General features: G+C 70.2%; 18 protein-coding genes, 1 tRNA gene and 4 pseudogenes. 14 read left to right on the top strand and 9 right to left on the bottom strand.

From position 1 onward, the window contains the following. Positions 1–317: 317 nt before the first annotated feature. From KSNIM_RS00630 to KSNIM_RS00615, 4 genes and pseudogenes are all read left to right on the top strand, one after another. Complete coding sequence (locus KSNIM_RS00630; RefSeq protein WP_263101212.1) at positions 318–1820, top strand: DEAD/DEAH box helicase; 1503 nt, start codon at positions 318–320, stop codon at positions 1818–1820. 46 nt (positions 1821–1866) lie between these two features. Then, positions 1867–2271: a hypothetical protein gene (locus KSNIM_RS00625; RefSeq protein WP_263101211.1), complete on the top strand. Its 405-nt coding sequence runs from the start codon at positions 1867–1869 to the stop codon at positions 2269–2271. A gap of 46 nt (positions 2272–2317) precedes the next feature. After that, a pseudogene (locus KSNIM_RS00620) lies at positions 2318–2617 on the top strand (SCO5918 family protein); the annotation flags it as partial. Between the two features lie 291 nt (positions 2618–2908). Next, positions 2909–3373, top strand: a pseudogene (locus tag KSNIM_RS00615) (DUF5994 family protein); the annotation flags it as partial. A gap of 156 nt (positions 3374–3529) precedes the next feature. On the opposite strand, the gene KSNIM_RS00610 reads toward KSNIM_RS00615, so the two are convergent. Then, a complete protein-coding gene (locus tag KSNIM_RS00610) occupies positions 3530–3790 on the bottom strand; it encodes a hypothetical protein (protein WP_263108260.1) in 261 nt (86 codons plus the stop codon). A 208-nt stretch (positions 3791–3998) separates the two neighbouring features. Here KSNIM_RS00610 and KSNIM_RS00605 point away from each other — a divergent pair. Next, positions 3999–4160, top strand: a pseudogene (locus tag KSNIM_RS00605) (SOS response-associated peptidase); the annotation flags it as partial. 368 nt (positions 4161–4528) lie between these two features. On the opposite strand, the gene KSNIM_RS00600 reads toward KSNIM_RS00605, so the two are convergent. After that, the gene (locus KSNIM_RS00600; RefSeq protein ID WP_263101210.1) at positions 4529–5047 is read right to left on the bottom strand and encodes a winged helix-turn-helix transcriptional regulator; all 519 of its coding nucleotides are present in this window, start codon (positions 5045–5047) and stop codon (positions 4529–4531) included. A 99-nt stretch (positions 5048–5146) separates the two neighbouring features. Between KSNIM_RS00600 and KSNIM_RS00595 the strand changes: the two genes are divergently transcribed. The 7 genes from KSNIM_RS00595 (at position 5147) to KSNIM_RS00565 (ending at position 10775) form a co-directional block, all read left to right on the top strand. Continuing rightward, positions 5147–5932 (top strand): SDR family oxidoreductase, encoded by a 786-nt coding sequence (locus KSNIM_RS00595; protein WP_263101209.1) that lies wholly within the window; start codon positions 5147–5149, stop codon positions 5930–5932. A 25-nt stretch (positions 5933–5957) separates the two neighbouring features. Further along, the gene (locus tag KSNIM_RS00590; protein WP_263101208.1) at positions 5958–6317 is read left to right on the top strand and encodes a nuclear transport factor 2 family protein; all 360 of its coding nucleotides are present in this window, start codon (positions 5958–5960) and stop codon (positions 6315–6317) included. Positions 6318–6438: 121 nt separating this feature from the next. Further along, positions 6439–6515 (top strand) — tRNA-Met (locus KSNIM_RS00585). A gap of 208 nt (positions 6516–6723) precedes the next feature. Then, positions 6724–7095, top strand: a complete 372-nt coding sequence (locus KSNIM_RS00580) for a hypothetical protein (protein WP_263101207.1) — start codon at positions 6724–6726, stop codon at positions 7093–7095. Next, the gene (tap, locus tag KSNIM_RS00575; RefSeq protein ID WP_263101205.1) at positions 7092–9479 is read left to right on the top strand and encodes a telomere-associated protein Tap; all 2388 of its coding nucleotides are present in this window, start codon (positions 7092–7094) and stop codon (positions 9477–9479) included. Before KSNIM_RS00580 ends, tap begins: the two co-directional genes overlap by 4 nt. A gap of 6 nt (positions 9480–9485) precedes the next feature. Next, on the top strand, positions 9486–10022 hold the full coding sequence (gene tpg / locus KSNIM_RS00570) for a telomere-protecting terminal protein Tpg (protein WP_263101204.1): 537 nt from the start codon (positions 9486–9488) through the stop codon (positions 10020–10022). Between the two features lie 543 nt (positions 10023–10565). Next, positions 10566–10775, top strand: a complete 210-nt coding sequence (locus tag KSNIM_RS00565) for a hypothetical protein (RefSeq protein WP_263101203.1) — start codon at positions 10566–10568, stop codon at positions 10773–10775. An 8-nt stretch (positions 10776–10783) separates the two neighbouring features. On the opposite strand, the gene KSNIM_RS00560 is transcribed toward KSNIM_RS00565, so the two are convergent. Further along, a complete protein-coding gene (locus tag KSNIM_RS00560; RefSeq protein ID WP_263101202.1) occupies positions 10784–12115 on the bottom strand; it encodes a transposase in 1332 nt (443 codons plus the stop codon). Between the two features lie 194 nt (positions 12116–12309). Between KSNIM_RS00560 and KSNIM_RS00555 the strand changes: the two are divergent. Continuing rightward, positions 12310–12766: pseudogene (locus KSNIM_RS00555) on the top strand (VOC family protein). Positions 12767–12787: 21 nt separating this feature from the next. On the opposite strand, the gene KSNIM_RS00550 reads toward KSNIM_RS00555, so the two are convergent. Continuing rightward, positions 12788–13078 carry a hypothetical protein gene (locus KSNIM_RS00550; RefSeq protein WP_263101201.1) on the bottom strand — a complete coding sequence of 97 codons (291 nt, stop codon included), beginning with the start codon at positions 13076–13078 and terminating at the stop codon, positions 12788–12790. 486 nt (positions 13079–13564) lie between these two features. Between KSNIM_RS00550 and KSNIM_RS00545 the strand changes: the two genes are divergently transcribed. Further along, the gene (locus KSNIM_RS00545) at positions 13565–16663 is read left to right on the top strand and encodes an RICIN domain-containing protein (RefSeq protein ID WP_263101200.1); all 3099 of its coding nucleotides are present in this window, start codon (positions 13565–13567) and stop codon (positions 16661–16663) included. A gap of 150 nt (positions 16664–16813) precedes the next feature. Here KSNIM_RS00545 and KSNIM_RS00540 read toward each other — a convergent pair whose 3' ends face one another. From KSNIM_RS00540 to KSNIM_RS00520, 5 genes are all read right to left on the bottom strand, one after another. Further along, positions 16814–18313 (bottom strand): alpha-N-arabinofuranosidase, encoded by a 1500-nt coding sequence (locus KSNIM_RS00540; protein WP_263101199.1) that lies wholly within the window; start codon positions 18311–18313, stop codon positions 16814–16816. Between the two features lie 44 nt (positions 18314–18357). Continuing rightward, on the bottom strand, positions 18358–19236 hold the full coding sequence (locus tag KSNIM_RS00535; RefSeq protein WP_263101198.1) for a carbohydrate ABC transporter permease: 879 nt from the start codon (positions 19234–19236) through the stop codon (positions 18358–18360). Next, the gene (locus KSNIM_RS00530) at positions 19233–20213 is read right to left on the bottom strand and encodes a carbohydrate ABC transporter permease (RefSeq protein ID WP_263101197.1); all 981 of its coding nucleotides are present in this window, start codon (positions 20211–20213) and stop codon (positions 19233–19235) included. Before KSNIM_RS00530 ends, KSNIM_RS00535 begins: the two co-directional genes overlap by 4 nt. Positions 20214–20313: 100 nt before the next feature. Next, positions 20314–21627, bottom strand: coding sequence for an ABC transporter substrate-binding protein (locus tag KSNIM_RS00525; protein ID WP_263101196.1), 1314 nt, complete (start codon positions 21625–21627; stop codon positions 20314–20316). Between the two features lie 72 nt (positions 21628–21699). Beyond that, positions 21700–24663, bottom strand: coding sequence for a glycoside hydrolase family 2 TIM barrel-domain containing protein (locus KSNIM_RS00520; RefSeq protein WP_263101195.1), 2964 nt, complete (start codon positions 24661–24663; stop codon positions 21700–21702). Positions 24664–24750 lie beyond the last annotated feature (87 nt).

Here is a 24750-nt window from a genome sequence, read left to right as displayed (position 1 = left end):
ACAAATTTCCCGGTGCGGGCCCCTCGGCATTGCGCCACGACGCATTTCCCGGCCGTTCAGGCCCCTGGCTCCGCCACCGGCGGCCATCCCCACGTGAGGCGTACAGCGCCGCGTCCGGATCGGCGCCCTGCCGTGACATTCACGGTTCGAGGATCTTCGCTCCTGCACTGCCGGCGAGCGTCGACCTGAGGTGACGTGCCGCACGGTTTCACCGTCCACGCCCCGCTCTTCACACTTTCGGCCCGTTCCCCGCGACCTCCTGCCGGCGCCTTGCGCTGCGGAGCCCGTCGCGACGTGCCGCCCCAGGAAGGTTTCGTATGAACCGTTCCAGCCGCTCCTCGTACCAGAACGCCAACTCCCGCTCCTCGGCCTCCTCACGCTCCGGTGGCGCCTACGGATCCCGCTCCGGCGGCAGCTCCTTCTACGGCGACCGGCCCGCCGGCGGACGTACGTCCCGTCACAACTTCTCCTCGCAGGGCGAGTTCGCGATGCCGGTCAGCATCACGCCGCCGCTGCCCGCCGTCGAGTCCTTCGAGGAACTCGACATGCCGAAAGTGCTCCTCGAGACGCTGACTCGTCAGGGCGTCACCGCGCCGTTCCCGATCCAGGCGGCGACACTGCCGAACTCGCTGGCCGGACGCGACGTTCTGGGCCGGGGTCGCACCGGCTCCGGCAAGACCCTTGCGTTCGGCCTCGCCGTGCTGGCCCGCACCGTCGGTCGGAAGGCCGAGCCGCGCCGGCCGCTGGCCCTCGTTCTGGTGCCCACCCGTGAACTCGCCCAGCAGGTCAGCGACGCTCTCACCCCGTTCGCCCACGCGGTGCGGCTGCGACTGGCGACCGTGGTCGGCGGGATGTCGATCGGTCGTCAGGCGCAGGCGCTGAACCGCGGGGCGGAGGTCGTGGTGGCCACCCCCGGCCGGCTCAAGGACCTGATCCAGCGCGGGGACTGCCAGCTGGACGGCGTCGGCATCACGGTGCTCGACGAGGCCGACCAGATGGCCGACATGGGTTTTCTGCCCCAGGTCACCGAGCTGCTGGAGCAGGTCGCCCCGGGTGGCCAGACGATGCTGTTCTCCGCCACCCTGGACCGCAACGTCGACCGCCTGGTGCGGCGCTTCCTCGACGACCCGGTCACCCATTCGGTGGACCCGTCCGCGGGGGCGGTCAGCACCATGGAGCATCACGTGCTGCACGTGCAGAACTCCGACAAGAACGCCACGATCGCCCACATCGCCTCCCGCGACGGGGGAGTCATCATGTTCATCGCCACCAAGCACGGCGCCGACCGCCTGGTGCAGGACCTGCTCGCCAACGGAGTGAGGGCCGCAGCTCTGCACGGCGGCAAGTCCCAGCCCCAGCGCACCCGGACCCTGGAGCAGTTCCGCACCGGCCAGGTGACCGCGCTGATCGCGACCAACGTCGCCGCCCGCGGCATCCACGTCGACGGCCTCGACCTGGTCGTCAACCTCGACCCGCCGAACGACCACAAGGACTACCTCCACCGCGGCGGCCGCACCGCCCGGGCCGGACAGTCCGGCACCGTCGTCACGCTTGTCCTGCCCGGCCAGCGCCGCGAAATGGCCCGCATGATGGCCACCGCCGCCATCACCCCCGTCACGACCAGGGTCAGCGCCGGCGACGAGGACCTGGCCCGCATCACCGGGGCCCGCGTCCCCACCGGCGTGCCCGTCACCGTCCCCGTCACCGCGCCGACGGTCGAGCGGCGCAAGCGCAGCGCGGCCCCCCGTGCTCGGCGCAGTCCGGCCTCGGCCGCCCGGCGCCGGGGCGTGCGGCGGTCCGCCTTCGACGCGGCGGCCTGAGCAGCACGTGATCAGGACACTGACCCATCTCAGCAGGAGGTACGTTTTGACGCTGGTCCAGGTGCAACCCCGCCCCGCGGTTGCCGCTCCCGCGCACAGGACGGCGACCGACGCCGTGGACCCGGACGGACCGCAGGTCTGTGACGACATGACCGTCGAGGTGGCCCTGTCCGTTCTGGCAGGCGCCCGGGTCGGCCACCTGCTCGTCTGCGACGACGACGGCCTGTGCACCGGACTTGTCACTCAGGCCCAGCTCGCCGCCGTCCGTGACAGCCCCGCCTACACGGACCGGGTCCAGCTGCGCGACATCTTCGGCCAGCCCGGGCCGTTCACGTCGCCCGTGGCACCGAAGGCCGAAGCCGCGCACGCCCTGCACTACCGCCGGGCCGCTGCTCGGCCCGGCCGCGACATCCAGGGCAGCGCTGAGGGTGTCCCCGCCCTTACCCGCTGAACCGCCTCATCGCGGCAGACCATCCCCTTCTTCTCTGTGAGGCACCATGCGCTGCGTCATCGCCCGCTTCCCGTTCGACCTCACCAAGAGCGGCGTCCTGGAATCGATGAAGAGCATCAAGCCTGAGCAGGTCACCGGCGAGTCGGTGATCATCGGCCGCCGCGCCTACCCCGTCAAGCAGATCGGCCAGGTCATCACCCGTCAGGACCGCCGCGATTTCAGCGCCGGTGAGGTCCTGCGGGCCATGGCCCAGCTCGGCTTCACCTGCCGCGGCCTTCCCCGGACCGCCGCGCCCACCCGCGTCCTCGACCCGCTCCAGCAGGCCTCCGCCATGCTCGGCGTCCCGGGGCCGCCTGACGGACAGGCAGACGGGAGCCGCCATCGGAACAGTGGTGAGGAGCCCACCGCGCGGTGAGGCGGCCTGTTCGGCGCAGCCGACCAGGGTCCGGCCGCGTTCTTCGCGGTCGCGTACGGCTTTGAGGATGGTTGCGGCTGGCGATGCCGGGGTGTCGTGCGCTGACTCGGCGCGGCCTGCGCCGACACCAGGGCCCTGAAGCCTCACCCGGAGCCCGCCCCCCACCGGCAGGATCGATCCCGACCTCGCAGGCCGGTCGGGCCGCATGTCGGGTCGCCGACCATGGTGGGTTCGGGATCGGCAGAGAGTACCCTGGGCATCACCGAAGGCATTTCGCATGCCAGCACTGGATTCTGGCGTCGTCTCCGGCGAACGGCTACGCCGAATCCCGCCGGATCCGGAGACAGGTCCTTCATCATGACCGCGACCTTCGATCGTTCGACAACGCCCGTGGCCCTGGAGTCCACGCTGCGCCTGTCCCTCGCCCCTGACGGCGTGCGCGCCGGCCGGTTGGACGGTGCCTGGTGGCCCCGGTCGCGTGATCTTCTCCTCGAACTCCCCTCCCTGGCAGCCGAACTCGACCAGCGGTGGGGCCGCATCACACGGATCACCGTGAACCCGGCGCAGTGGCCGGTCGTTCCGCGGCGGATCCCGGTCGCGGGGCACGTCGTTCACGCGGGTTGGTTCACCGTCGAACAGGACGAGCACATGATCATGGTGTGCTCGTACGCACCGCGTCGGCTGAACCTGCTGGTCGTCCCGCCGTCGACGGACCGCGCCCGGGCCGCCCGGCTGATGTCCCTGGCTGCCGACCCGGGTAGCACCCGGACGGCTGGCGCCCTGATCGCCGCGGAAGCGGCCGACCATGCCGAAGCGGGGTTCCCACGGCCCCAAGCGTGGAGGCTACCCGGGCGGCGCGGTGTGGGTGAGGGCGGCGCGATGGTCGATCCGGGCCGGTCCCTCCAGGGTGGCCCGGTAGTCGTCGGTGCCCAGGGCGTGGGCGGCCTGCCGCTCGGCCTCGCATAGCCGCGCCGACTCGGCGCGCCGCTCGTCCGTCACCTCCACCACGCCGGTGGGCAGGGTGGGCAGGTACTCGGAGACGGCCGCGCGCGCCGCCCGCAGGGCGGCCTCCTTCGCCAGCAGCCCGGACGAAAATTCGATCACGTGTCCGCTGTTTGGCGCAATGCCACCGTACGAACCGGCACCCCGCCGCCACGGGTCGCCCCGCCGAAGACGACCGCAATTCGACCTGGCCGGCCGAGCAAGAACGGCGGCGTCGCCCACGCGCGAGCCTCGGGCCGAGCCCGAACCCCGCGCCGGTGCGGCCCGTTGTCGGTGCGCGGTGGCGCAGTGGGAAGCTGTGCGGCACGCCGATGCCTGGCTTGACCCCGCCCACACCGACCCCGACGAACTCCGCGCCCTGCGCCGCACCCCCGCCGACGGCCTGCTCACCGCCACCCCCGTCTCCACCGTGGTCGACAACGTCCGCAACAACGGCCCCCAGCTCCTGGAACCCGTCCCCGAACCGGCGTGATCGGGACGAGTGACAGCGGGTCAGTCGGTGCAGGACCAGCGCCCGGTGATGTGAGACCCGCTGCGAGGCATCACGTTGGGAGTCAACCAGACGTCCACCGTCCCGGACGCGAACCCGGGATCGGTCGAGAGGGCTCCCTGGAAGTTGTGATCGCTCGGGATGTAGCAGCCGACGCCCCAAGGTTCCACTGATCTGGTGGGGTCGTCCGGGTCCTTGTCCGAGTTCACGGCGATGCCGACTCTCGATTGTCCGAACCGTCGGCGATGCGGGGATCCGCAGCGACGTGACCGCCAGGTGCGGGGAGGCTGGTCGGGTGCAGCCCGTGCTCGCGGCCCTGCTCAGGCTGTCTGAGGCTCTTCCGCGCCTGCTTACGCCTCTTCCGCGGGAATGGCCGGCCGTGCCGCGTAGCGGCTGCGCATCGCGTCGCTGGCTGCGGGGCCCGCGGTGAAGACGTAGGCGGCGCTGTTGTCGAGTCGGCGGCCGGTTCTGGCGTCGACGACGACGGGCTCGACTTCCTCGCCGGTGTGCGCGTCGACAAGGATCATGCTGCGCTCCGTCGGCGCGAGTCGGGAGTTGCCCCACGCGGCCAGGGCGACGATCACCGGGCGCAGGGAGCGCCCGAGTTCGGTCAGGACGTACTCGTGCCGGACGGGGCTGGTCTGGTAGGGCCGGCGCTCCAGCAGACCGTCCGCGACCAGGGTCTTCAGCCGGGTGGTGAGCATGCTGGAGGAGATGCCCAGGCTCTCCTGGAACTGGTCGAAGCGGGTGTAGCCGTCGAAGGCGTCGTGGAGGATCAGCAGTGTCCACCACTCGCCGACGTGTTCCACCGTCGTGGACAGCGGGCACTCCCGGTCCTCCAGCCTGATGCGGCTCGCCACGGCGACCATCCCCTCGGTTACTGCTAATGTCGAAGTTAGTAGCTTCTATTTTAGCAGTCGAGGTGGGGGCGGCGCCTCGCATACCCGCGCCCGGGAACGGAGCACAACGTGACCACATCCATCAGTGAACCCCTTGAAGGCCGACGCGCTCTGGTCACCGGCGGCACCAAGGGCACCGGAGCCGCGATCGCCCGGCGGCTCGCCGAGGCCGGCGCGACCGTGCTGGTCGCCGCCCGCAGCCGCCCCGACGACGTCGAGGAGAAGACGTTCATCGGCGCCGACCTGTCCACCGCTCAGGGCGCCGCTCACGTCGCCTCCGAGGTGGACGCCCGCGTGGGAGGCGTCGACATCTTGGTCCACACCCTCGGCGGCTCCGAGGCGCCAGCAGGAGGATTCGCCGCGCTCGGCGAGGACGACTGGGCAAGGGAGCTGAACACGAACCTGCTGGCCGCCGTCCGCCTGGACCGCGCGCTCCTCCCACACGTGATCGCCACGGGCAAGGGCGCGGTTGTGCACGTCACCTCGATCCAGCGCCGCATGCCGCTGTGGAACGGCACCCTGGCCTACGCCGCCGCCAAGGCCGCCCTGACCACCTACAGCAAGGGCCTGGCCAACCAGGTCGCCCCGCACGGCGTCCGCGTCAACACCGTCTCGCCAGGCTTCGTCCAGACCTCGGCCGCCGACAACCTCGTCGCCCGGATCGCCCACGAGGCCGGCATCAGCCAGGAAGCGGCGCTGGGCCGGCTCATGGACTCCCTGGGCGGCATCCCCCTCGGCCGTCCCAACCGGCCCGAGGAGGTCGCCGAACTCGTAGCCTTCCTCGTCTCCGACCGCGCCTCGGCCATCGTCGGCGCCGAACACGTCATCGACGGCGGAACCACCCCCACCGTCTGAACCCGCCACCACCATGAGGAGCGTCATGCGCGACAACCAGCCCCGGACCATCACCCCGGACGACCTGCCCGAGGTGATCACCCGCTACCTCGCAGCGCACCGCGTCCACGACACCGCCACCGCGGTCTCGACGTTCACCGACGATGCCACAGTGATCGACGACGGCAACACCTACCAGGGCAGCGCCGCGATCGAGCGGTGGCTGGACCGATCCGCCACCGAATTCACCTACACCATCCACCTCGCGAACGTCCAGCAGACCGACTCGGCCCACTACATCGCCACACACCACCTCGAAGGCAACTTCCCCGGCGGCACCATCGATCTCCGCTATCGGTTCACGCTGCGCGACGACCTCATCGAACACCTCGTCATCGAACCCTGAACCCGCTCCCATACCACCTGTTCCCGCCCACGAGAGAGACCCCACCTACGTCGAGGTGCGGCACCGAGCCGCAATGCATTTCCCATGTTCAGGCGCGGTGCCGTACAGTCGTGCCTACCGACGCGGGGTGGAGCAGCTCGGTAGCTCGCTGGGCTCATAACCCAGAGGTCGCAGGTTCAAATCCTGTCCCCGCTACCAACCCCGGCAGGCCCGGCACCCCAGGTGCCGGGCCTGCCGTGTTTCCGGGGCACTGCTTTCGCCTGCGCCCCGAGCCGTCCTCTCCATGACTGATCGTCAGCCATGCGCGTTCGCACCTTCGTTGGATTTTATAAGTTGATAAACAGCATTGATGTGACCTACGATTGCATCGTAGGGCTTGCCATGTCTCGGTTCGGGGGAGGGTCTCGTGCTCGCAGTGGACGTCCGGCAGGCGCTCAGAGGCGGTGAGACGGTCCTGGAGGCCGCGTCCCGCTGGTGGCGGTTCGGCGAGCAGACCGTCGCCGACCACGGCGACTTCCTGCTCGCGTTCGTCGACGGCGGCGTCTGCGTCGGCGCGTTCGAGATCCGCGCCGCCGAACAGGACCCGCAGGCCGGCGGCAAGTACGCCTTCGACCTCGCGCCCGCCGAGCGGTTCCGCTGGGCACTCGGCGAGCGCCTCCCGCTGCCGCCCGGCCGCAACCCCGCCCGGATCATGACCGGCGCCGCCCTGCGCACCTTCCTCGACGCCGACCCCGGCCGGGCACCGCTGCCGGCCCAGACCACGGAGAGCGGGCGATGACCGACACTCCCGACGCCATCGACGCGCTCCTCGGCGCCGGTCCGCGCCGTGCCGTCGCCCTGCCCGAGCCCGCCGAACGCGAATGGCTGCGCACCGAGTACGGACTGACCAAGTCCGAGACCGCAAAGGCCCTCGGCATCAGCACCAGCACGTTCACCGCCTGGGAGTCCGGCCAGCGCGACCCGCAGGGCGAGGGCCGCGCCGCCTACGCCAAGCTCCTGGACGGCATGGCCGCCCGCCTCATCCCAGCAGCCCCCGCACAGCCCACCCCCGCACAGCCCACCCCCGCTCCGGCCCCGGCGCCCGCGCACACCCAGCCCGTCGCACCGGCAGCTTTCGGTGGCCCGGCCGAGCTGGACCGGACGCCGTCGGGCGAGCTCGTCACTGACACCCCACAGCCCTGCGTCCGCTGCGGCCGCCCCACCCCGTACCGCGCGGCCGGCCAGCCGATGCACGTGGGCGGCTTCTGCGCCCCCGCCCCTGTCCCCACTGCTGCCGCCGCCGCCACCGAACCGGCAGCTGTCCCCGCGGTCCCAGCCGCTGCGCCCGCGCCCGCACCCGCACCCGCACCCGCCCGCCGGCCGGCGCCCACTGCTGCTCCGGTCCGGTCGGCCCGGTCGGCGCCCGCTTCGCGTTCGAGTGCTCGTCCAGCGCGGAAGGCTGCGTCCAGGGCTGCCGCCCCGGCTTACGACGCCCGTGCCGCGGCGGCGGAGAAGTTCCCGAACGGGCCGCTCGCCGTCGTCGCCCCGGCCCCGTTCGACCGTCACTTGGTCGCGCACCTGGTCGAGGGCCGCGCCCTGGACGTGCCGGCCCTGACGCTGCCGGAACTCACCGAGTGGACGCTGACCGCGGGCCTGGGCGAGCCCCGGCTGCACAAGCACGGCAAGGACGGCGACCCGCTGATCGTCCTCACCGACGCCGCCGCCACCCTCCTCGGCCTGCCCCCGATGGGCAGCGACGCCGACGGGCACTTCGAGCGCCGACTCGGCCGCCTCCCCGAGAGCCACAAGACCGTCAAGGCCCTGACCAAGGCCGGGTGGCAGCTCACCCAGCGCGGCTTCGGCCCCTGGGCCCGCGTCTACCGCACCCCCGACGGCGCCAAGCGGAGTTGCGTCCAGTACTGCATCCCCGCCTGGGCCGCCCTCACCTCCGCCGGCTGGACCATCCCCGACGGCCTCGACCCCGCCCAGCTCGCCGCCCTCCTCGGCGGCTACGCCGAGCGCGTCATGACCCCCCGCGGCTCCACCGCCGTCACCGGCCTCTCCCTCATGGAGGCGCTGCGCCCGCCGACCCGCGCGGTGCGCACCGAGTCCGGCTGGACGTCCGGTCCGGTGGAGGGCTCGCGGACGCGGGCGTTCGATCCGGCGCCGCCGGAGGCCCCCTCCGAGCACCCGGTCGCGCAGGACCGCGACCCCGCCGATGTTCTGGTCACCGAGGCGTGGGACTGGATCCGCCCCGTCGAGGCGATCGGCGAGGCGGAGCGAGCCCTGCCGCACGTGGTCGGCCTGGACATCAACACCGCGTTCCTCGCCGCGGCCGGACGCCTGACGATGGCGCTCTCGGAGCCGGTGCACGAGCTCAACCCGGTCTTCGATCCGAAGATCCCCGGCAGCTGGAAGTGCGACTTCTCCACCGCCCAGTTGGATCCGCGGCTGCCGAACCCGTTCACCCCGGACGGCCTGCCGCCGACCGGCCCGGCCTGGTACACCACCGCGAAGGTCGCCTACGCCCGCGAACTCGGCCTCGACGTGGCACCGACCGAGGGGTGGCTGCGGCACGAGTCCGGGCCGTGGCTCGACCCCTGGCACAAGCACCTGCGCGCCGCCTACCTCACCACCATGGACAGGCTCGGCGTCCCGCTGAACCTCGGCGAGCAGGACCCGGAGGCGTTCCTGGACGCCATGGCCGGCCTGAAGGAGCACGGCGACCCCATCGAGCTCGCCATCCTCGCCGCGGTCAAGGCGACCGCGAAGGGCGGTGTCGGCAAGCTCCGCGAACGCCCCCGCGGCGCCTCCTACCGGCCCGGCCAGCGCTGGCCCGCACTCGAGCGCCCGACCTGGGACCCGCTGAACCGGGCGCTGATCATCGACACCGCCACCGTCAACCAGCACCGCAAGATCCGCCGCCACGCCGCCACCACCGGGCAGCTCCCGATCGCGATCCTCTCCGACTGCACCGTCTACCCGTCCCCGGGCCCCTCCGCCCTCGATCTGCTCCGCGGCCCGGACGGGACACTGACGAGCGTGTGGCGGCTCGGGACCTCGCCGGGCATGTGCAAGCACGAGGGCACCCAGACCATGGACTGGGCGCTGGAGTTGATCGCGGACGACACCAACCCGGGCCGGCACATCAAGGGCGGCGACGCGGTCGCCGAGGGGGAGTAGTCCAGCATGGACGCCATCGACCGCGGGCTGGAACGTGCCATGCAGACCCAGCCCATCCCCAAGACCCTCCCCGGCCGGGTCAACTTCCTCATCCGGCAGCTGAAGGGCACGCGCAACGTCGCCGCCGCGCTCGGCGTCTCCATGCGTTCCGTGGAGCGGTGGCGCAAGGGCGCCGGCATCGGTCCCGACAACGCCCGCAAGGTGGAGGACGCGGTGCGTGAGCGCTGGCAGCCCCGCGTGCGGCAGCGCGTCCGGGAGGCCGCCGAGGCCCGCGGCTTCACCGTCGAGGTGATGGCCAGCTTCGGCTACACCTCGGCCGGCCAGAGCACCGACGACCCCCGCGAACGCATCGTCACCCAGCGCCTGCCCGGCAGCGTCGCCCGCGACCTCTTCGCCGCCCGCGACCGCGGCGCCACCCCACAGGAACAGCAGCAGATCATCGCCAACGGCCTCGGACAGGCCTACTTCCAGGACGGCGGCCGCCGCGCCCGCGGCCTCCAGGTCACCCTCACCGGCCTCGACTGGGCCGACTTCTCCGTCTGACGATCACGCCGTAGCCCACCGCGGATCCGACGGGACAGGTGCCTGACGCGGCGCCTGAGCAGCTCATTCGATGCTCAGGGCGGCTGGGCGAGTACAACGTGGCCGGCCTGGAGCAGAGATGCGGCTGCGAACCGGCCGGACGAAGGCCGTTGCGGTTCGGGACTCAGCAGGGGCCGTCCAGGCCTCCCGGCCCGCGGGCCGAGCGGCCTCCAGGGCCGACCGGTGAATCGGGCCGCTCAACCGGCTCCGAACTTGTGGCAATGGGGAACGACCACCGACATGATGGCGCGGCGGCCGGCCGGATCGGACGGCGGCCGGCGGGCCGGACAGCGAAGCTCCGCGCTGGCGAACCGATCGTGGTTACTTATCGGGCGGCCCCGGCCAGAAGCACATGTACCGGTCGGGTCGGGTTCGACCCTCGCCGGGCACCGTGCCGCACCTGCATTGCTGACCGAGTCGCCCCCCCACCGGGTCCGGCAGGGTCTCTCACATCGCGGCGCAACAACGTCCATCGAAAAGGGGCACGGGTGGAGGGAGCACCTGATGAAGATCACCACCAAGATCGCTCTAGGGATCGCGGTCGTCGTCGGATATGTCCTTGGACGACTAAAGAAGGGGCGATGGGCCCTCGCTCTTGCGACGTACTTCGCTGGACGGCGCCTCGATCCACGGGAGCTCGCCACCGAAGCACTGCGGAAGCTGGGGGACGAGGTACCCGAAGTCGCGAAGTTCACGAGCGCGTTCATGCCCTAGCTTGATCTTTAACCTGTGCGGCGGGGGCGAGGAGTGCTGGACTTCTTCGGCTTCGGCGGTTTCGTCGGGTCTGTCTTGCGGACGTGGACGTCGTGGCGTGGAGTCGGGTGGGTGTTCTTGCGGCCGGGAGGCCGTCCGGGGCCGGGGCGGCTGGGTTTCGGTGCGCCGGCCGGGCAGGCGGCCTTCGGGTGGAGGTTTCGGAATCCTCGCCGGACGCGGGCCGGGGTCAGGGTTCGGATCTTCGGGCAGGTCCAGCCCAGGGTCTGTTTGAAGAGCCGGAAGGTGTGCTCGATGTCGAAGCGGCGGAGGAATGCCCGCCAGAGGCGGTCGGTGTCGGCGGGGGCGGCGTCAGTGCCGGACCGCCACAGCCAGACCGGCGTGGGGGTGGCACTGCTGGGCAGGTGACCGACGTCCAGACGGATCACCGTGCCTTCGATCACCGGCAAAGTGCCGTCCTGCGTGGCCCAGGAGGACCGGTGGGTCAGCCTCGGGTGCAACCGGTCCCAGGACCGTGCTCTCGCGGTGCCATAGAGCCGGGTGGCGGTGACGGTCTCGGCTTTCGGGGCTCCCCAGGTGGCCGGGTCGCCGAAAACGAACTCGCCGCCGTGGCGGGGCGGACGACCCCTGGTGCCGGGTAGCCGGGGCGGACACGTCCTGCGTAGGACACGGTCCGAGCGCACCCTCGCCGGCACCTGCACGGGCAGGTCCTTCAGCAGGAAGGCCAGGTGCGGGGCGTCGTACCCGGCGTCCGCGACGATGAGTACCTCCGGGTCGCCCGGCTGCCGCTGGCCGGCGGTGATCAGGCGGTGGACGAGCTCGCGCAGTTGCTGTGCGGTGGCGGCGTCATCACCCGGCGCCAGTCTCAGCGGGTCCAGCGGTGCGGTCCACGAGCTGCGGCCGGGCTCGAGGGCGGTGATGACCGAGTAGGGCCAGCCTGGGACGGGGATGTGCTGGTCTTTCCCGCGGCCGCAGGTGTGGCAGAGGATCCGCTGCGGTGAGGTGTGGGCGTCCGGCCGCAGCCAGCACGTGATGTCCACCGCCAGGACCAGCCGGCCGTCGGCGGCCCGGGGCAGCGGCACCGCCGCGAGCGTCTGCCGAAGCCGGTCGGCATCGAGGCGACCGCGGGCCATGGCGTCGTAGAGACCTCCGTGGCCGCGGCGGTGTTCGCCGACCGGCGAGAGCTCCACCAGCGACCTGACGGGCCCGTCGGCGCACAGCACCGCGTCGGCCGGCTCGAACACCGCATCCCCGCGCCGCGTCAAACAGGCGTAGAACTCACCTCGGAAGCGTGACAGTTCAGCGACTCCGTCCGGACGGACGCTCTCGTACAGCAGGCTCATGCCCACGGCCTTCGTTCTGGTCCTGCGTGTTCCTTGGTCGGAGCACAGGATCAGGCGAAGGCCGCTTCCGTGTACGGCGGTTACCGATACGAGTGATCAAGTTCGGCAGCCCGTTCGAGGCCGTTGCTTAAAGATCAAGTTAGGGCGTGTTGCGAAAGTGGCCGTCTGTCAGACCTGCCTGGGATGCTCCGAGGATGGAGATGACAGTGCAGCTGACGATCGACTGCTCCGATCCGCAGAGAATGGTCACCTTCTGGGCCGAGGCCCTGGGATACGTGCCTGAGCCTCCGCCGAGCGGGCATGCTACGTGGCGCGCCTACTGGACAGCTACGGGGGGTCCCCGAGGCAGAGTTGCCGGCCGGTGCCGGGGACATTCCGGAGTCGATCATCGATCCCACGGGGCGTGGACCGAGGGTGTGGTTCCAGCAGGTTCCGGAGCCGAAAGTCGCCAAGAACCGGTGGCACTTCGACCTGAAGGTCGGCGGGGGCCGTGACGTCCCACTGGACGTCCGCACACAGCGGGTCAGGACCACGGTGGAGCGGCTGGTCAAAGTTGGTGCCACCGTGCTGCGGATCAAGGATGAGCCGGACATGGGGCTCTACGCCGCCGCCATGCAGGACCCCGAGGGCAACGAGTTCGACGTCGTCTGAGGGCCGCCGTGACGGTGCTGGTCACAGGCACTCGTTGATGGCAGCGACCAGCACTGCCGGTTCGTAGCGGACGGCGAGTTTGTCACTCCGGGTTGCAACGGCCCGGTGGCGTTCGAGCCGGTTGATCCCGAACTCCACGGCGTGGCGCATCGTGTAGTCGTCCTTGTCGAACTTCGGCGGCCGGCCACCTCGGGATCCGAGCTTCTTACGGTTGCGGACCCGGTCGGCCTTCTCCGGGATCGTGCAGCCGGTCCGGCGTCGTCGCAGGTAGGAGCAGTTGGCGCGGGAGCCGTAGGCGTTGTCGGCCCGCACCTTGTCGGGAGTGGTGCGTGGTCGGCCCCGTCCAACGCGAGGAACCCGGATGGCGCTGGGCACCGGCACGACGGCCCACCGATCAGCCCGACACGCCACGAGTTCCCCAGCCCTCATGAAACCAGCGAACTACCGAACACAAGTCGTGACACGAGCACCTGACAAAGCACTACGGGGCGATGGTTTGACGCTCCCGCACCGGCCCCGCCGCCCCGATGGGCAGCGGGGCCGGCTCGTTCGCGCTCCGGAAATGAGTAGTACTCATGTGGTGGCCAGATTGCACGTCGATGGCGCCGAGGAGAGAAGGGACTTAGGGAGTTACCGACCATATTCCTACCCTGGTGACGTCAGTGCGCCGTTTCATCGAAATGAAGCATGTGCAAACCCTTGACTGGGTTGGCGATAGGGCGGCTAATTTCACCGACAGAACTCGCCGGGCCGCGATGAGCGTCTGCTCGACCGTCCGGACCACCAGGATGGATCAGGATGAAACCCCTCACCTCCGTCGTCGGCAAGGCGCCGGTGGCGCTTGCGATGGCCGTCTCTGCCACGCTGCTGACCTCCCTCGCCGCACCGCCCCCGGCCTCGGTCGCGACCCAGGCGACGTACTACGTCGCCCCCGGCGGTGACGACGCCAACTCCGGCACCATCACGGCGCCGTTCAAGACTCTGCAGCACGCGCGGGACGTCGTGCGCACGGTCAACGACAACATGACCGGGGACATCAACGTCTATCTCCGGGGCGGCACGTACCCGGTGAGCAGCACCCTCGACTTCACCTCGGCCGACTCCGGCACGAACGGGCACCGTGTCGTCTACGCCGCCTTCCCGGGCGAGAAGCCGGTCCTGGACGGAGGCGTTCAGGTGTCCGGCTGGACCCAGCACAGCGGGAACATCTGGAAGGCCACCCTCAACCGCGACGACAAGCTCCGCGCCCTCTACGTCAACGGCACACGCGCCGAGATGGCCTCGAAGACGATCAACACGACCGGCTGCTACGGGACCTACACCGTCACGGCAGGCCAGGCTCCCTGGGCCTGGGAGTCGGGTTCGCAGTGCGACGGGGCCAAGTACAGCCTCTCCGACCTGCCGGCCATCGCGTCCAACCAGGACGACGTCGAGATCGCGTCGGCCACGACCTGGACCACGGCCATCGTGGGCATCCGTCAGATCACCACGAGCTCGGACGGTGCCAACCGCGTGGCCCTGTTCCAGCAGCCGGGTGCGGCCATCGCCCAGGCGCCACCGTACGGCCCGTTCAAAGCCAGCGGCAGTCATACGTTCATGAACGCGTACGAGTTCCTTGACCAGCCGGGCGAGTTCTACTTCAACAAGACCACCCACACGCTGTACTACTACAGGTCCAGCTCCGAGGACATGACCACGGCGAACGTCTTCGCGCCGAACAACGTGTCCACCCTCCTCAAGATCGCCGGCACGTCGACCACCGACCACGCGCGGAACATCACGTTCTCCGGGCTCACGGTCGAGCACTCCGACTGGAACCTGGTCAATGTCGCGGGCTCCGTCTTCCGGCAGGGAACGCAGGGCAACGCCAGCTCCACCGTGTACGCGAGGCAGAACTTCCACGCGTACACCTACCGCAACGTCGACCTGCCGCCCGCGGCCGTCCGGATCGAGAACGCCGACGGGATCGTCCTGCAGGGCAACACGGTGCAGCACACCGGCGCCGACGGAATCACCATGGCGAACGACGTGACGGACACGCAGTTGACCGGCAACGTCACGAATGACATCGCCGGGTCCGCGATCACCGTGGGGCACCCCCAGCACGTGTACATCGGGGACTACACCTCGGCCAACCACGAGAAGTACCCGGTGAACGTCGAGGGGGTCTGCAAGAACATCTCGATCACGGACAACTACCTCTACGACAGCGCAGTGCTGTTCCAGGGGTCCAGCCCGGTGTCGGCGTACTTCGTCGATAGCCTTTCCGTGCAGCACAACCGGATCGAGAAGTCCCCGTGGGCGGGCATCACGCTCGGCTGGGGGTGGTGGAACTTCGACGGTTCGACGAACTCCATCAATCCCGGGAACCCGACCACCACGGCGAAGAACAACACCATCAGGTACAACCAACTCCTCGACACGATGCAGGTGCTCGGCGACTCCGCTCCCATCTACACGCTGGGCAGCCAGCCGGGAACGGAGATCGGCGGCAACTACATCAAGGGCGTCCCCGCCGGCCACAAGTACGGCCTGCACCCCGATGAAGGCTCGGCCTTCCTCAACGAGCACGACAACGTGTTCGACGTCGACCCGGGCCTGGCGTTCACCGTCAACTCCGGCACCTGGGGCCGGCAGCACGACCTGAGCATCACCAACAACTACGGCACGGTCAACAAGATCGCCGGCAGGAACGTCCCGAACAGCACGATCCAGGACGTGCGGGGGTACGGGGACAACGTGTGGCCGTCGCAGGCGTACAGCATCGCCCTGAACGCGGGTCTGGAAGACGCCTACAAGAACCTCGTCCCCCAGAGCAGGGTGGCTCTCCAGGACCACACCCTGCCCGCGAGCACGTTCGCCGGCACGGGCGTGGTGACCATTCCGGTGCGCAGCCCCGGAGACGCGACCAAGACGCTCTGGCTGGCTCCCTCCGGTACGACGACGTTCGCCGCCGGTCCCACCATGACCAGCGCGCGCGGCACCTCGACGAGCATCAGCGTCCCGAAGGCGGTGGGTGACTACCGGCTCTACATCGTGGACGCCCAGGGGAACGCGTCCGCCGCGTCGAACGCCCTCGTGCGGCAGCGCTGGAACCACGTCGACGACAAGGCCGCGGGCGTGACCTACTCCGGGACCTGGTCGAACTGGAACGACACGAAGGACATGAACGGGTCCGAGAAGTTCACGAGCACCGCGGGCAACTACGCCGAGTTCTCTTTCACCGGCTCGGGCGTGCGGTACCTCGGCATGACGCAGCCGAACATGGGCACGGTGGACGTCTACCTCGACGGCACCCTGACCCAGGCGGGCATCGACGCCTACGCCCCGACGGTGACGAAGCAGGTGCCGCTGTTCGAGAAGACAAACCTGGCCGCGGGCCCGCACACGATCAGGGTGGTGTGCACCGGGACGAAGAACACCGCCTCCTCCGGCACCGTCTGCGCGGTGGACGCCTTCGCCTCCATCCAGTTCCCCGCGACGAACGCCAACTACAAGATGGTCAACAAGAGCAGCAACAAGGCGGTCGATGTGTCAGGCGGATCGTTGTCCGCCGGAGCCAACGTCATCCAGTGGACCGACTCCGGAGCCGGGAACCAGAACTGGCGCTTCGTCCCGGTGGGCGACGGCAGTTACAAGATCGTCAGCCGGAACAGTGCCCTGCTCATGGACGTCAGCGGTGCTTCCACCGCGGACGGCGCGTCCATCATCCAGTCGTCCGACAGCAACGCCGCGAGCCAGCACTGGACACTGGTCGCCACCGGAACCGGCTACTACAAGATCAAGAACGTGAACGGCGGCAAGGTGCTCGACGTGTCCTCGGGAGGCACTCAACTCGTCCAGACGACGGACACGAACGCCGACAGCCAGGTGTGGAAGGCGGTCAACGTGGACTGACCTGGTCCGCGAAGGAAGCAGCCCGGCGTAGATCCGGCGGGCCGCCTCCACCCGGACCGACCGCAGGGCGTCCCGCTTCCTCGGCGAAGCGGGAAGCCCTGCGGCGCGCGGGGCCCCCGGCCACCACGCGCTCTCCTGTTGCATTCAGGGTCAGTGGAGTGCGACCGCGGTCCAGGACACCGGCGGCAGTTCGATGGTGAGCACACCGTCGGTCAGGGTGGCGTTCGGGTTGGTGCGGGGGACCACGCGGTTGGGTTCGGCGAGGGTGTTCTTCGCGTACACGTCCCGGTCGGCGAGCGTGAGCGCCTCGAGGATGCGCGAGGAGCCCAGGCTGCGGACGTCGACGGTGACCTGGGCGGGCTGCGAGAGGCCGCGGTTGACGAGGAAGAGCGCGGACCGGCCCTCCTCGACGGTGGCGACGGCGTCGATGACGGAGGCCTCGCCGTAGCGTGCCGTGGTGTACGCCGGCGACTCGACCGCGGGGCGGATCACCTCGCCGGCGGCGAGCCGGCTGGTGATCGAGAACGGGTGGAAGGAGGTCTGCCGCCAGGCCGGGCCGCCGGGCTCGGTCATGATCGGCGCGATCACGTTGACGAGTTGCGCGAGCGACGCCGAGGCGACGCGGTCGCTGCGCTTGAGGAGGGTCATCAGCAGGTTGCCCACGACCACGGCGTCGGCCGCACTGTAGACGTCATCGAGCTGCCGGGGGGCGTGGCGCCACTCGTCGTTGACCTCGCCGGACTCCTGGTGCTCCTTCTGGTACCAGACGTTCCACTCGTCGAAGGAGATGCCGATCTTCTTGGACGAGTGCTTCTTGGCACCCACGTGGTCGACGGTCGCGACGACGCCGTCGATGAAGAAGTCCATGTCGAGGGCCGAGGCGAGGAAGGAGCCCAGGTCGCCGTCGTGCTCCTGGTAGTACGCGTGGCAGGAGATGTGGTCGACGTGCTCGTAGCTGTGCTCCAGGACGGTGCGTTCCCAGTCGCCGAAGGTCGGCATGCCGGCCGAGGAGGAGCCGCAGACGACCAGTTCGAGATCCTTGTCGGCCATCTTCATGGCGGAGGCGGTGCGGGCGGCTAGCTTGCCGTAGTCCTCGGCGTTCAGGAAACCGGTCTGCCAGGGCCCGTCCATCTCGTTGCCGAGACACCACATGCGGATGTTGTGCGGCTCCGGCGTGCCGTTGGCGATGCGCAGGTCCGAGAGCGCGGTGCCGGACGGGTGGTTGGCATACTCCAGCAGGTCAAGGGCGGACAGGATGCCACGGGTGCCGAGGTTGACCGCCAGCATCAGCTCCGAGCCGGTGAGCTTGAGCCATGTCGCGAACTCGTCCAGGCCGACCTGGTTCGACTCCAGCGAGTGCCACGCCAGATCGCGGCGCACCGGGCGCTTGTCGCGCGGGCCGATCGAGTCCTCCCAGCGGAAGCCGGAGACGAAGTTGCCGCCCGGGTAGCGGATCGTGGTGCTGCCGAGCTCACGGACGAGGTCGACGACGTCCATACGGAAGCCGTCCTTGTTCGCGCTCGGGTGCTCCGGTTCGTAGATCCCGGTGTAGACGCAGCGGCCGAGGTGCTCGACGAAGGAGCCGAAGGTACGGCGCCGGACCGGAGCGACGACGGCCTGCCGGTCGAGGACGATGCGAGCGCGGTGCAATGCGGTGGTCCTTTGCTGTGAGGCGGAGTGGCGTGGCGGACGTCCTACTTGACGGCGCCGGCGGTCAGGCCCTTGCGCCAGAACCGCTGGAGACTGACGAAGGCGAGGAGCAGGGGGATCAGGGACAGGAATGCCCCGGTGATCGGCACCAGCGGCGGCACGCCGTTGGCGAACTCCGAGCGCCACTGCACCAGTCCCACGGTGACGGGCTGGAGTGAGGAGGAGTTGAGCATGAGCGAGGGCAGCAGGTAGTTGTTCCAGATGCCGACGAACTGGAACAGGAAGACGGTGACCAGGGCCGGTGCCATCAGCGGCAGGCCGACCCGGAAGAAGGTGCGCCGTTCGCCCGCCCCGTCGAGCCGCGCTGCTTCCAGCAGTTCGTCCGGGACGGATGCCGCGGCGAAGATCCGGCACAGGTAGACGCCGAACGGGCTGACGCAGCTGGGCAGCAGCACCGACCAGTAGGAGTCGGTCAGGTCGAGCTTCGCCATGAGCAGGAACAGCGGCAGGGCGAACATCGGCGCCGGAATGAGGACCGAGGCGAGGATGACGTTGAAGACGCTCTCCCGGCCACGGAAGTGGAACTTGGTCAGTGCGTAGCCGGCCATCGCGGACAGCAGGGTGCTGACGGTCGCGCCGACGAGGCTGTACAGCGCGCTGTTGGCGAGCCAGGTGGAGAAGATGCCGCCCTCGAAGCTGAACACGGTCCTGACGTTGGCGACCAGGTCGAAATGGGAGAACCACAGCGGCGCACCGGTGTAGAGGTAGCCCGACTTTTTGGTCGCGGAGACCAACAGCCACCACAGCGGGATCAGCGTGTACAGGGCCATCAGGCCCAGCACTCCGTTGACGGCGACCTTGCTCGCGATCTCCGTGCCGCGGGGGGCCGGTCGGGTCGGTCGGCCGGCGTGGATCACGCTCATGCCATCGCTCCCTTGCGCTGGGTGTACTTGAGGAACCCGAACGAGAGCACGAGGGTGAGCAGTGCGAGCACGACGGACTCGGCGGCAGCCAGGTTCTGGCCGCCCAGGTCCATGCCCAGGGTCGTGTTCATGATCGGGGAGAACTTCGGCGAGACGCCTGGTACGCGCGCGCCGACCAGCACCGCCGGCTCGGTGTACATCTGCGCCGTGCCGATGATGGAGAAGACCGTGGTCAGCACCAGCGCGGGACGCACCAGCGGGATCTTCACCGCCCACGCCAGGCGCCATCCGGTGCAGCCGTCGAGCGCGGCGGCCTCCAGCACCTCGGCGGGGATCGTCTGCAGCGCGGAGTAGATGATCAGCATGTTGTAGCCGGTCCAGCCCCAGGTGATCATGTTCCCGATCGAGACCGGGACCCACGACGGCGACAGGAAGTCGATGTCGATCCCGAGGTGCGACAGCGGTCCGGTGAACGGCGACAGGCTCTTCGCCATGAGGAAGGACCACATCACCGCGGCGATCGCACCCGGCAGCGCGTAGGGCAGGAAGAACGCGAGCCGGAAGCTCTTCCGCAGCCGGGCCGAGCGGGAGTCCAGCAGGAGCGCGAGCAGGAGGGCCAGGCCCAGCATGACCGGGACCTGGACGCAGCCCAGCAGCACGACCCGGACGATCGACGCGATGAAGTCGTGGTCGCCGAAGGCGGCGGCGTAGTTGGACAGTCCCGCGAACTCCGTGGACTGCGTACCGCCGAACAGCCCGGCGCGGTGGACGGTGAAGAAGCTCTCGTAGATCGCGTAGCCGATCGGCGCGATCATCATGGTGAGGAAGAGCACCGCGAACGGCGCCAGGAAACCCGACGCGGTCAACGCGGTACGGCGGCCGGCGCGCCGAGGCCGTCCGGCGGGGGAGACGCGGGGGATGACCGCGGGCACCGACCGCGGCGGCGACGCGGTCCGGGCGCTGCTGGGACTGCTCATGGAAACCTCGCTGGGCGGTTCGTCGTCAGGGGGCGGGTCCCCGCGGCGCCGGGTAGGGGCGGCCGCGGAAACCCTTCGGGGCGGCTCGAGTCCCGCCACCTCAGCCGTTGGTCACCGACAGTCCGAGCTGCTTGATCGCGGCGACCGTCGAGGCCTGGACCTTGGCGACCGCGTCCGGGTAGGTGCCGGAGCCGATGGCAGTGGTGAAGTCCGTCTCGACCTGCTGATAGGTCGGGCCGTTGGTCCAGGTGGTGGGGACCTGCGCGGCGGAGACCTTGTACAGGTCGCCGACCTTCTGACCGCCGAAGAACGGGTCACCCTCCGCGAGCAACGGATCGTCCTGTCCGGCCTTCGACGCCGGGTACAGCCCGCCCTCGATGCCCGCCTTCACGGCCTGCGGGTCGCTGGACAGGAACGCGGCGAACTGCGCCGCTTCGCGGGGCGTCCTGCACCCGGTCATCACAGAGGTGGCCGAGCCGCCGTTGAAGGAGCTCTTGCCGTCGCCGGCCTCCCAGGTCGGCATCGGGGCGACCGCCCACTTGCCGGCCTGGTCCTTCAGGTCCGACTTCAGGCCGCCGGAGGACCAGGACGCGCCGACGAACGTCAGCACCTTGTTCTCTTCGGAGGCCTTGTCGAACTGCGGGTCCCAGGCGTTGCCGGTCTTCGTCACCAGCTCCTTGTCCTTCATCTCCTGCCAGTAGGCGGCGACCTTCCGGGTGCCGGGGTTGTCGATGCTGACGGTCCAGCTGTTCCCCTGGGTCGAGTACCAGGACTGGCCGGTCTGCAGGCTCAAGGCGGCCATGTCGTTGCCGTCGCCGGGCCCGCTGGTGCCGAACTTCACGCTCGGATCGGCGGCGGTGACCTTCTCGGCGTCGGCCCTGTACTCGGCCCAGGTGGCCGGCGGAGTGGTGATGCCGTACTTGGCGAACAGGTCGCTGCGGTAGAAGAGGACCATCGGGCCGACGTCCACCGGGACGCCGTAGATCTTGCCGCCGATGCTGGTGGCCGAGACGGCGGACGGGAGGTACTTGGCCATGTCGGCGCTCGCGTACTTCGTGATGTCCATGACTGTGTTCTTCACGAGCATCGACGGGATGGTCTGGTACTCGATCTGGGCCAGGCACGGGCCCTTGCCGGCGGTGATCGCGTTGCTGATCTGGGTGTAGCCGCCCTTGCCGCCCGACGGGATCTTCTTGAAGGTGACCTTGCTGTCCGGGTGGGCCGCGTTCCACTGGTCGACGATCTTCTCGTAGGGAGCCCAGCCCCAGAACTCCATGGTCACCGGCCCGGCCTGGCTCTTCTCCGTGCTGTCGGAGCTGCTCTTGGTGCTGCTGCACGCGCTGACCCCGGCCGCGAGGACCGCCACGGTGGCGAACGCCAGGAATCTGCGGGTGGGTATGGTGGTGGTGTTCATGTGAGGGTCCCTTTGGTGACGGTGAGTGGGGGGCCGTGCAGGACGCCTGGTGGGCGGGCGGGCAAGGCCCGCCTACCAGTTGGTGCTGAACTCGACGCCGAACGCGGTGGGGACCGCTGCCAGGACGGACGGTGCCGAGGGGCCCGGTCCGCAGGCAGCGCTACCCAGGCCGTGGTGCGCCTGGTCCAGGTGCAGGTGCAGCCGGCCGCCGGGGACCAGCTCGTGCTGGTGGGCCGCGGCGGTCAGGGCTGCGGTGCTCCAGGGCCGCACGGTCAGGTCGATGACCGGGTCGCCGTTGATGAGCAGGGTGCCGGCCGGGAGGGTGATCCTGGCGTGGCGGACGTGGTGGCGGTTGCCGTTCTCCTGCGGGCGGACGTAGGGGGTCTGCATCGCCGAGACGGCCGACCGGTAGCGGCCGACACGCGCCGCGGCGCGGGAGTCGCGGTAGGCCTCGCCGGGACCGGGGCCGAACCACTCGACTTCGGCGTCGGTGCCGGTCAGCGACATCGCGACCCCCAGTCGGGGCAGCGGCACCGGCCAGGCGCCGTCAGGGGTGACGGTGGTGTCCAGCCGGAGCCGGATCCCGTCCCCGCCGGGCCCGTCGCAGGCCGTCCAGCGGTAGACCACGTCGAGCCCGGAGGAGGAACCGGCGGCGGCGAGCCGGGCGGTGACCGTGAGCCCCGATTCGTCGGGGGCGACGCGCAGGACCTCGTGGCGCATCCGGTCCAGTCCGGCGGCGAGCCAGGATTTGATCTGCGGCTCGGCGAACGCGCCGAGCAGGTCGTTGTCGGTCGGGGCGCGCCAGACGTCCAGCCGCGGACCGTCGAGCTCCAGGTCGGCGAGCCGGACCAGCAGACCGCTCCGGGCGTCGAACCGCGCGGCGCCCAGTGCGAGGTACCCGTCGTGGGCGGTCGCCGCCACCGGAGTGGACGGGCCGGGCGAGCTCGCCGGAACGATCAGCCCCTGGCCCCAGGCGACCTCGTGGCCGGCCCCGGCCCAGGTCTCGTCGGTGGCGAGCACCGCGGTCACGGTCAGCCACACCTCGTGACCCGGACCGTCCTTGCGTGCGGAATCGAGCGCGGCGGTGAGGTCGGCGGGCCACTCGACGGTGCTCGTCGCGCCCGGCGCGGTCGCGGGAACGGCCAGGCTGCCGGAGCCGACCGGCTCACCACCGTCCTCGACGGTCCATCGGAAGTCCAGGTAGCCGCTGTGGCGGACGTGGTGCAGGTTGTGCACGGCCATCCGCCGCGCCGCCGGATCGATGCGGATGCGGACCGGCTCGATGACCTTCTTGTACTCGACCAGGCCCGGCGACGGCGTGCGGTCGGGGAACAGCAGCCCGTCGGCGACGAAGTTGCCGTCGTGGACCTCCTCCCCGAAGTCGCCGCCGTAGGCGTAGAAGGACCGGTGGTCGTCCGGCCCGGTGCGCCGGAGGATCCCGTGGTCGAGCCACTCCCAGATGAACCCGCCGACCAGGCGAGGGTGCGCCTCGATGACCTCCTGGTACTCGGACAGCCCGCCGGGGCCGTTGCCCATGGCATGCCCGTACTCACACAGCACGACCGGCAGGGAACGGCGGTGGGCGTCGTCGGCCGGGTCGGCGGTCGGGGGCTCCTGGCGACGCCCCGCGGCGGCCAACTCGTCCAGGCCGATGTACATCCGGGAGTACAGGTCGACGTAGGAGCAGCTCGCCCAGTCGCCTTCGTAGTGGATCAGGCGGCTGTCGTCGCGGTGCCTGATACATGCGGCCGCGGCGGCGAGGTTGGCCCCGGTGCCGGACTCGTTGCCCAGCGACCAGACGATGACCGAGGGGTGGTTCTTGTCCCGCTCGACGAGCCGCGCGGCCCGGTCCAGGTAGGCCTCGCGCCAGGCGGGGTCATCGCTGGGGTTGCGCCGCCAGCCGCCGGGCTCGAAGCCGTGCGTCTCGAGGTCTCCCTCGCAGAACACCCACAGCCCGTGCTCGTCGCACAGGTCCAGGAAGCGGTGGTCGGGCGGGTAGTGGCTGGTGCGCACCGCGTTGATGTTGTGCTGCTTCATGAGCAGCACGTCGGCCACCATGGTGTCCTCGGTCAGGGTCCGACCCGTCAGCGGATGCCACTCGTGGCGGTTGACGCCCCGCAGGGAGATCGGCCGGCCGTTGGCGGTCAGCACCCCGTCCACCACGGCCACGGTGCGGAAGCCGATGCGCAGCGGGATCCGTTCCCCCGCCTCCGAGACCAGTTCGCCGGAGTACAGGCACGGGTTCTCGTCCGACCAGGGCTCGACACCGTCGACCATGTGCGGCCCGGCCGGGTCGGCGGCGGTGATGCCGAGTTCGGGCACCGACAGCCACACCGGCGTCGGGGCGGTGACGTCGACGGCTAAGGTGCCCCGGCCGGTGGTGTGGTCGTAGGCGGCGTGGACGAAGAAGTCCTCGACACCGCGGGCGGCCACGGACACCGACCGGAAGATTCCCGACAGCCACCACATGTCCTGGTCTTCCAGGTAGCTGCCGGACGACCACTGGTGCACGCGGACCGCGAGCACGTTCCGGCCCGGCCGTAGAGCGGCGGAGACGTCGAACTCGGTCGTCAGCCGGCTGCCCTTGCCGTCGCCGAGCCGGACACCGTTGAGCCAGACCGCGAACGCGGAGTCGATGCCCTCGAACCGGAGCACCGCGGCCGCCGCCGGGAACCCGTCCGGAACCTCGAACGCGCGGCGGTACTCGCCGGTCGGGTTCTGCCCGGGCACCCGCGGCGGGTCGACGGGAAACGGGTAGCGGATGTTGGTGTAGGCGGGGGCGCCGTAGCGCGGCTCACCGGGCAGGCCGGTCATCTGCCAGCAGGACGGCACGGCGAGCAGGTCCCAGTCGCTGTCGTCGAAGTCCGGCGCGGCGAGGTCCCCGGTGAGGTCGTCGAGCCCTGACGCCAGCCGGAATCTCCAGTCGCCGTCGAGCCCGATCACGGGCAGGTCGGAGGTGAACGCGGCACGCGGCCGCAGCCGCCCGGTGCCCGGCGACGGGTCTTCGACGTAGGCGTGGGGGTCGAGGCCGTTCATCGGAGGGGCGTTACCTTTCGGGGCTCGTCGAGGTGGCAGGAGGCGGCATGGCGGGAAGGCCGCCGCTCACGGGGCCGCGTGCCGGCC

Source organism: Kitasatospora sp. DSM 101779, from assembly GCF_025655475.1.
In the GTDB taxonomy this organism is placed as follows: domain Bacteria; phylum Actinomycetota; class Actinomycetes; order Streptomycetales; family Streptomycetaceae; genus Kitasatospora.
This window is presented reverse-complemented; position numbering and strand designations above follow the sequence as displayed.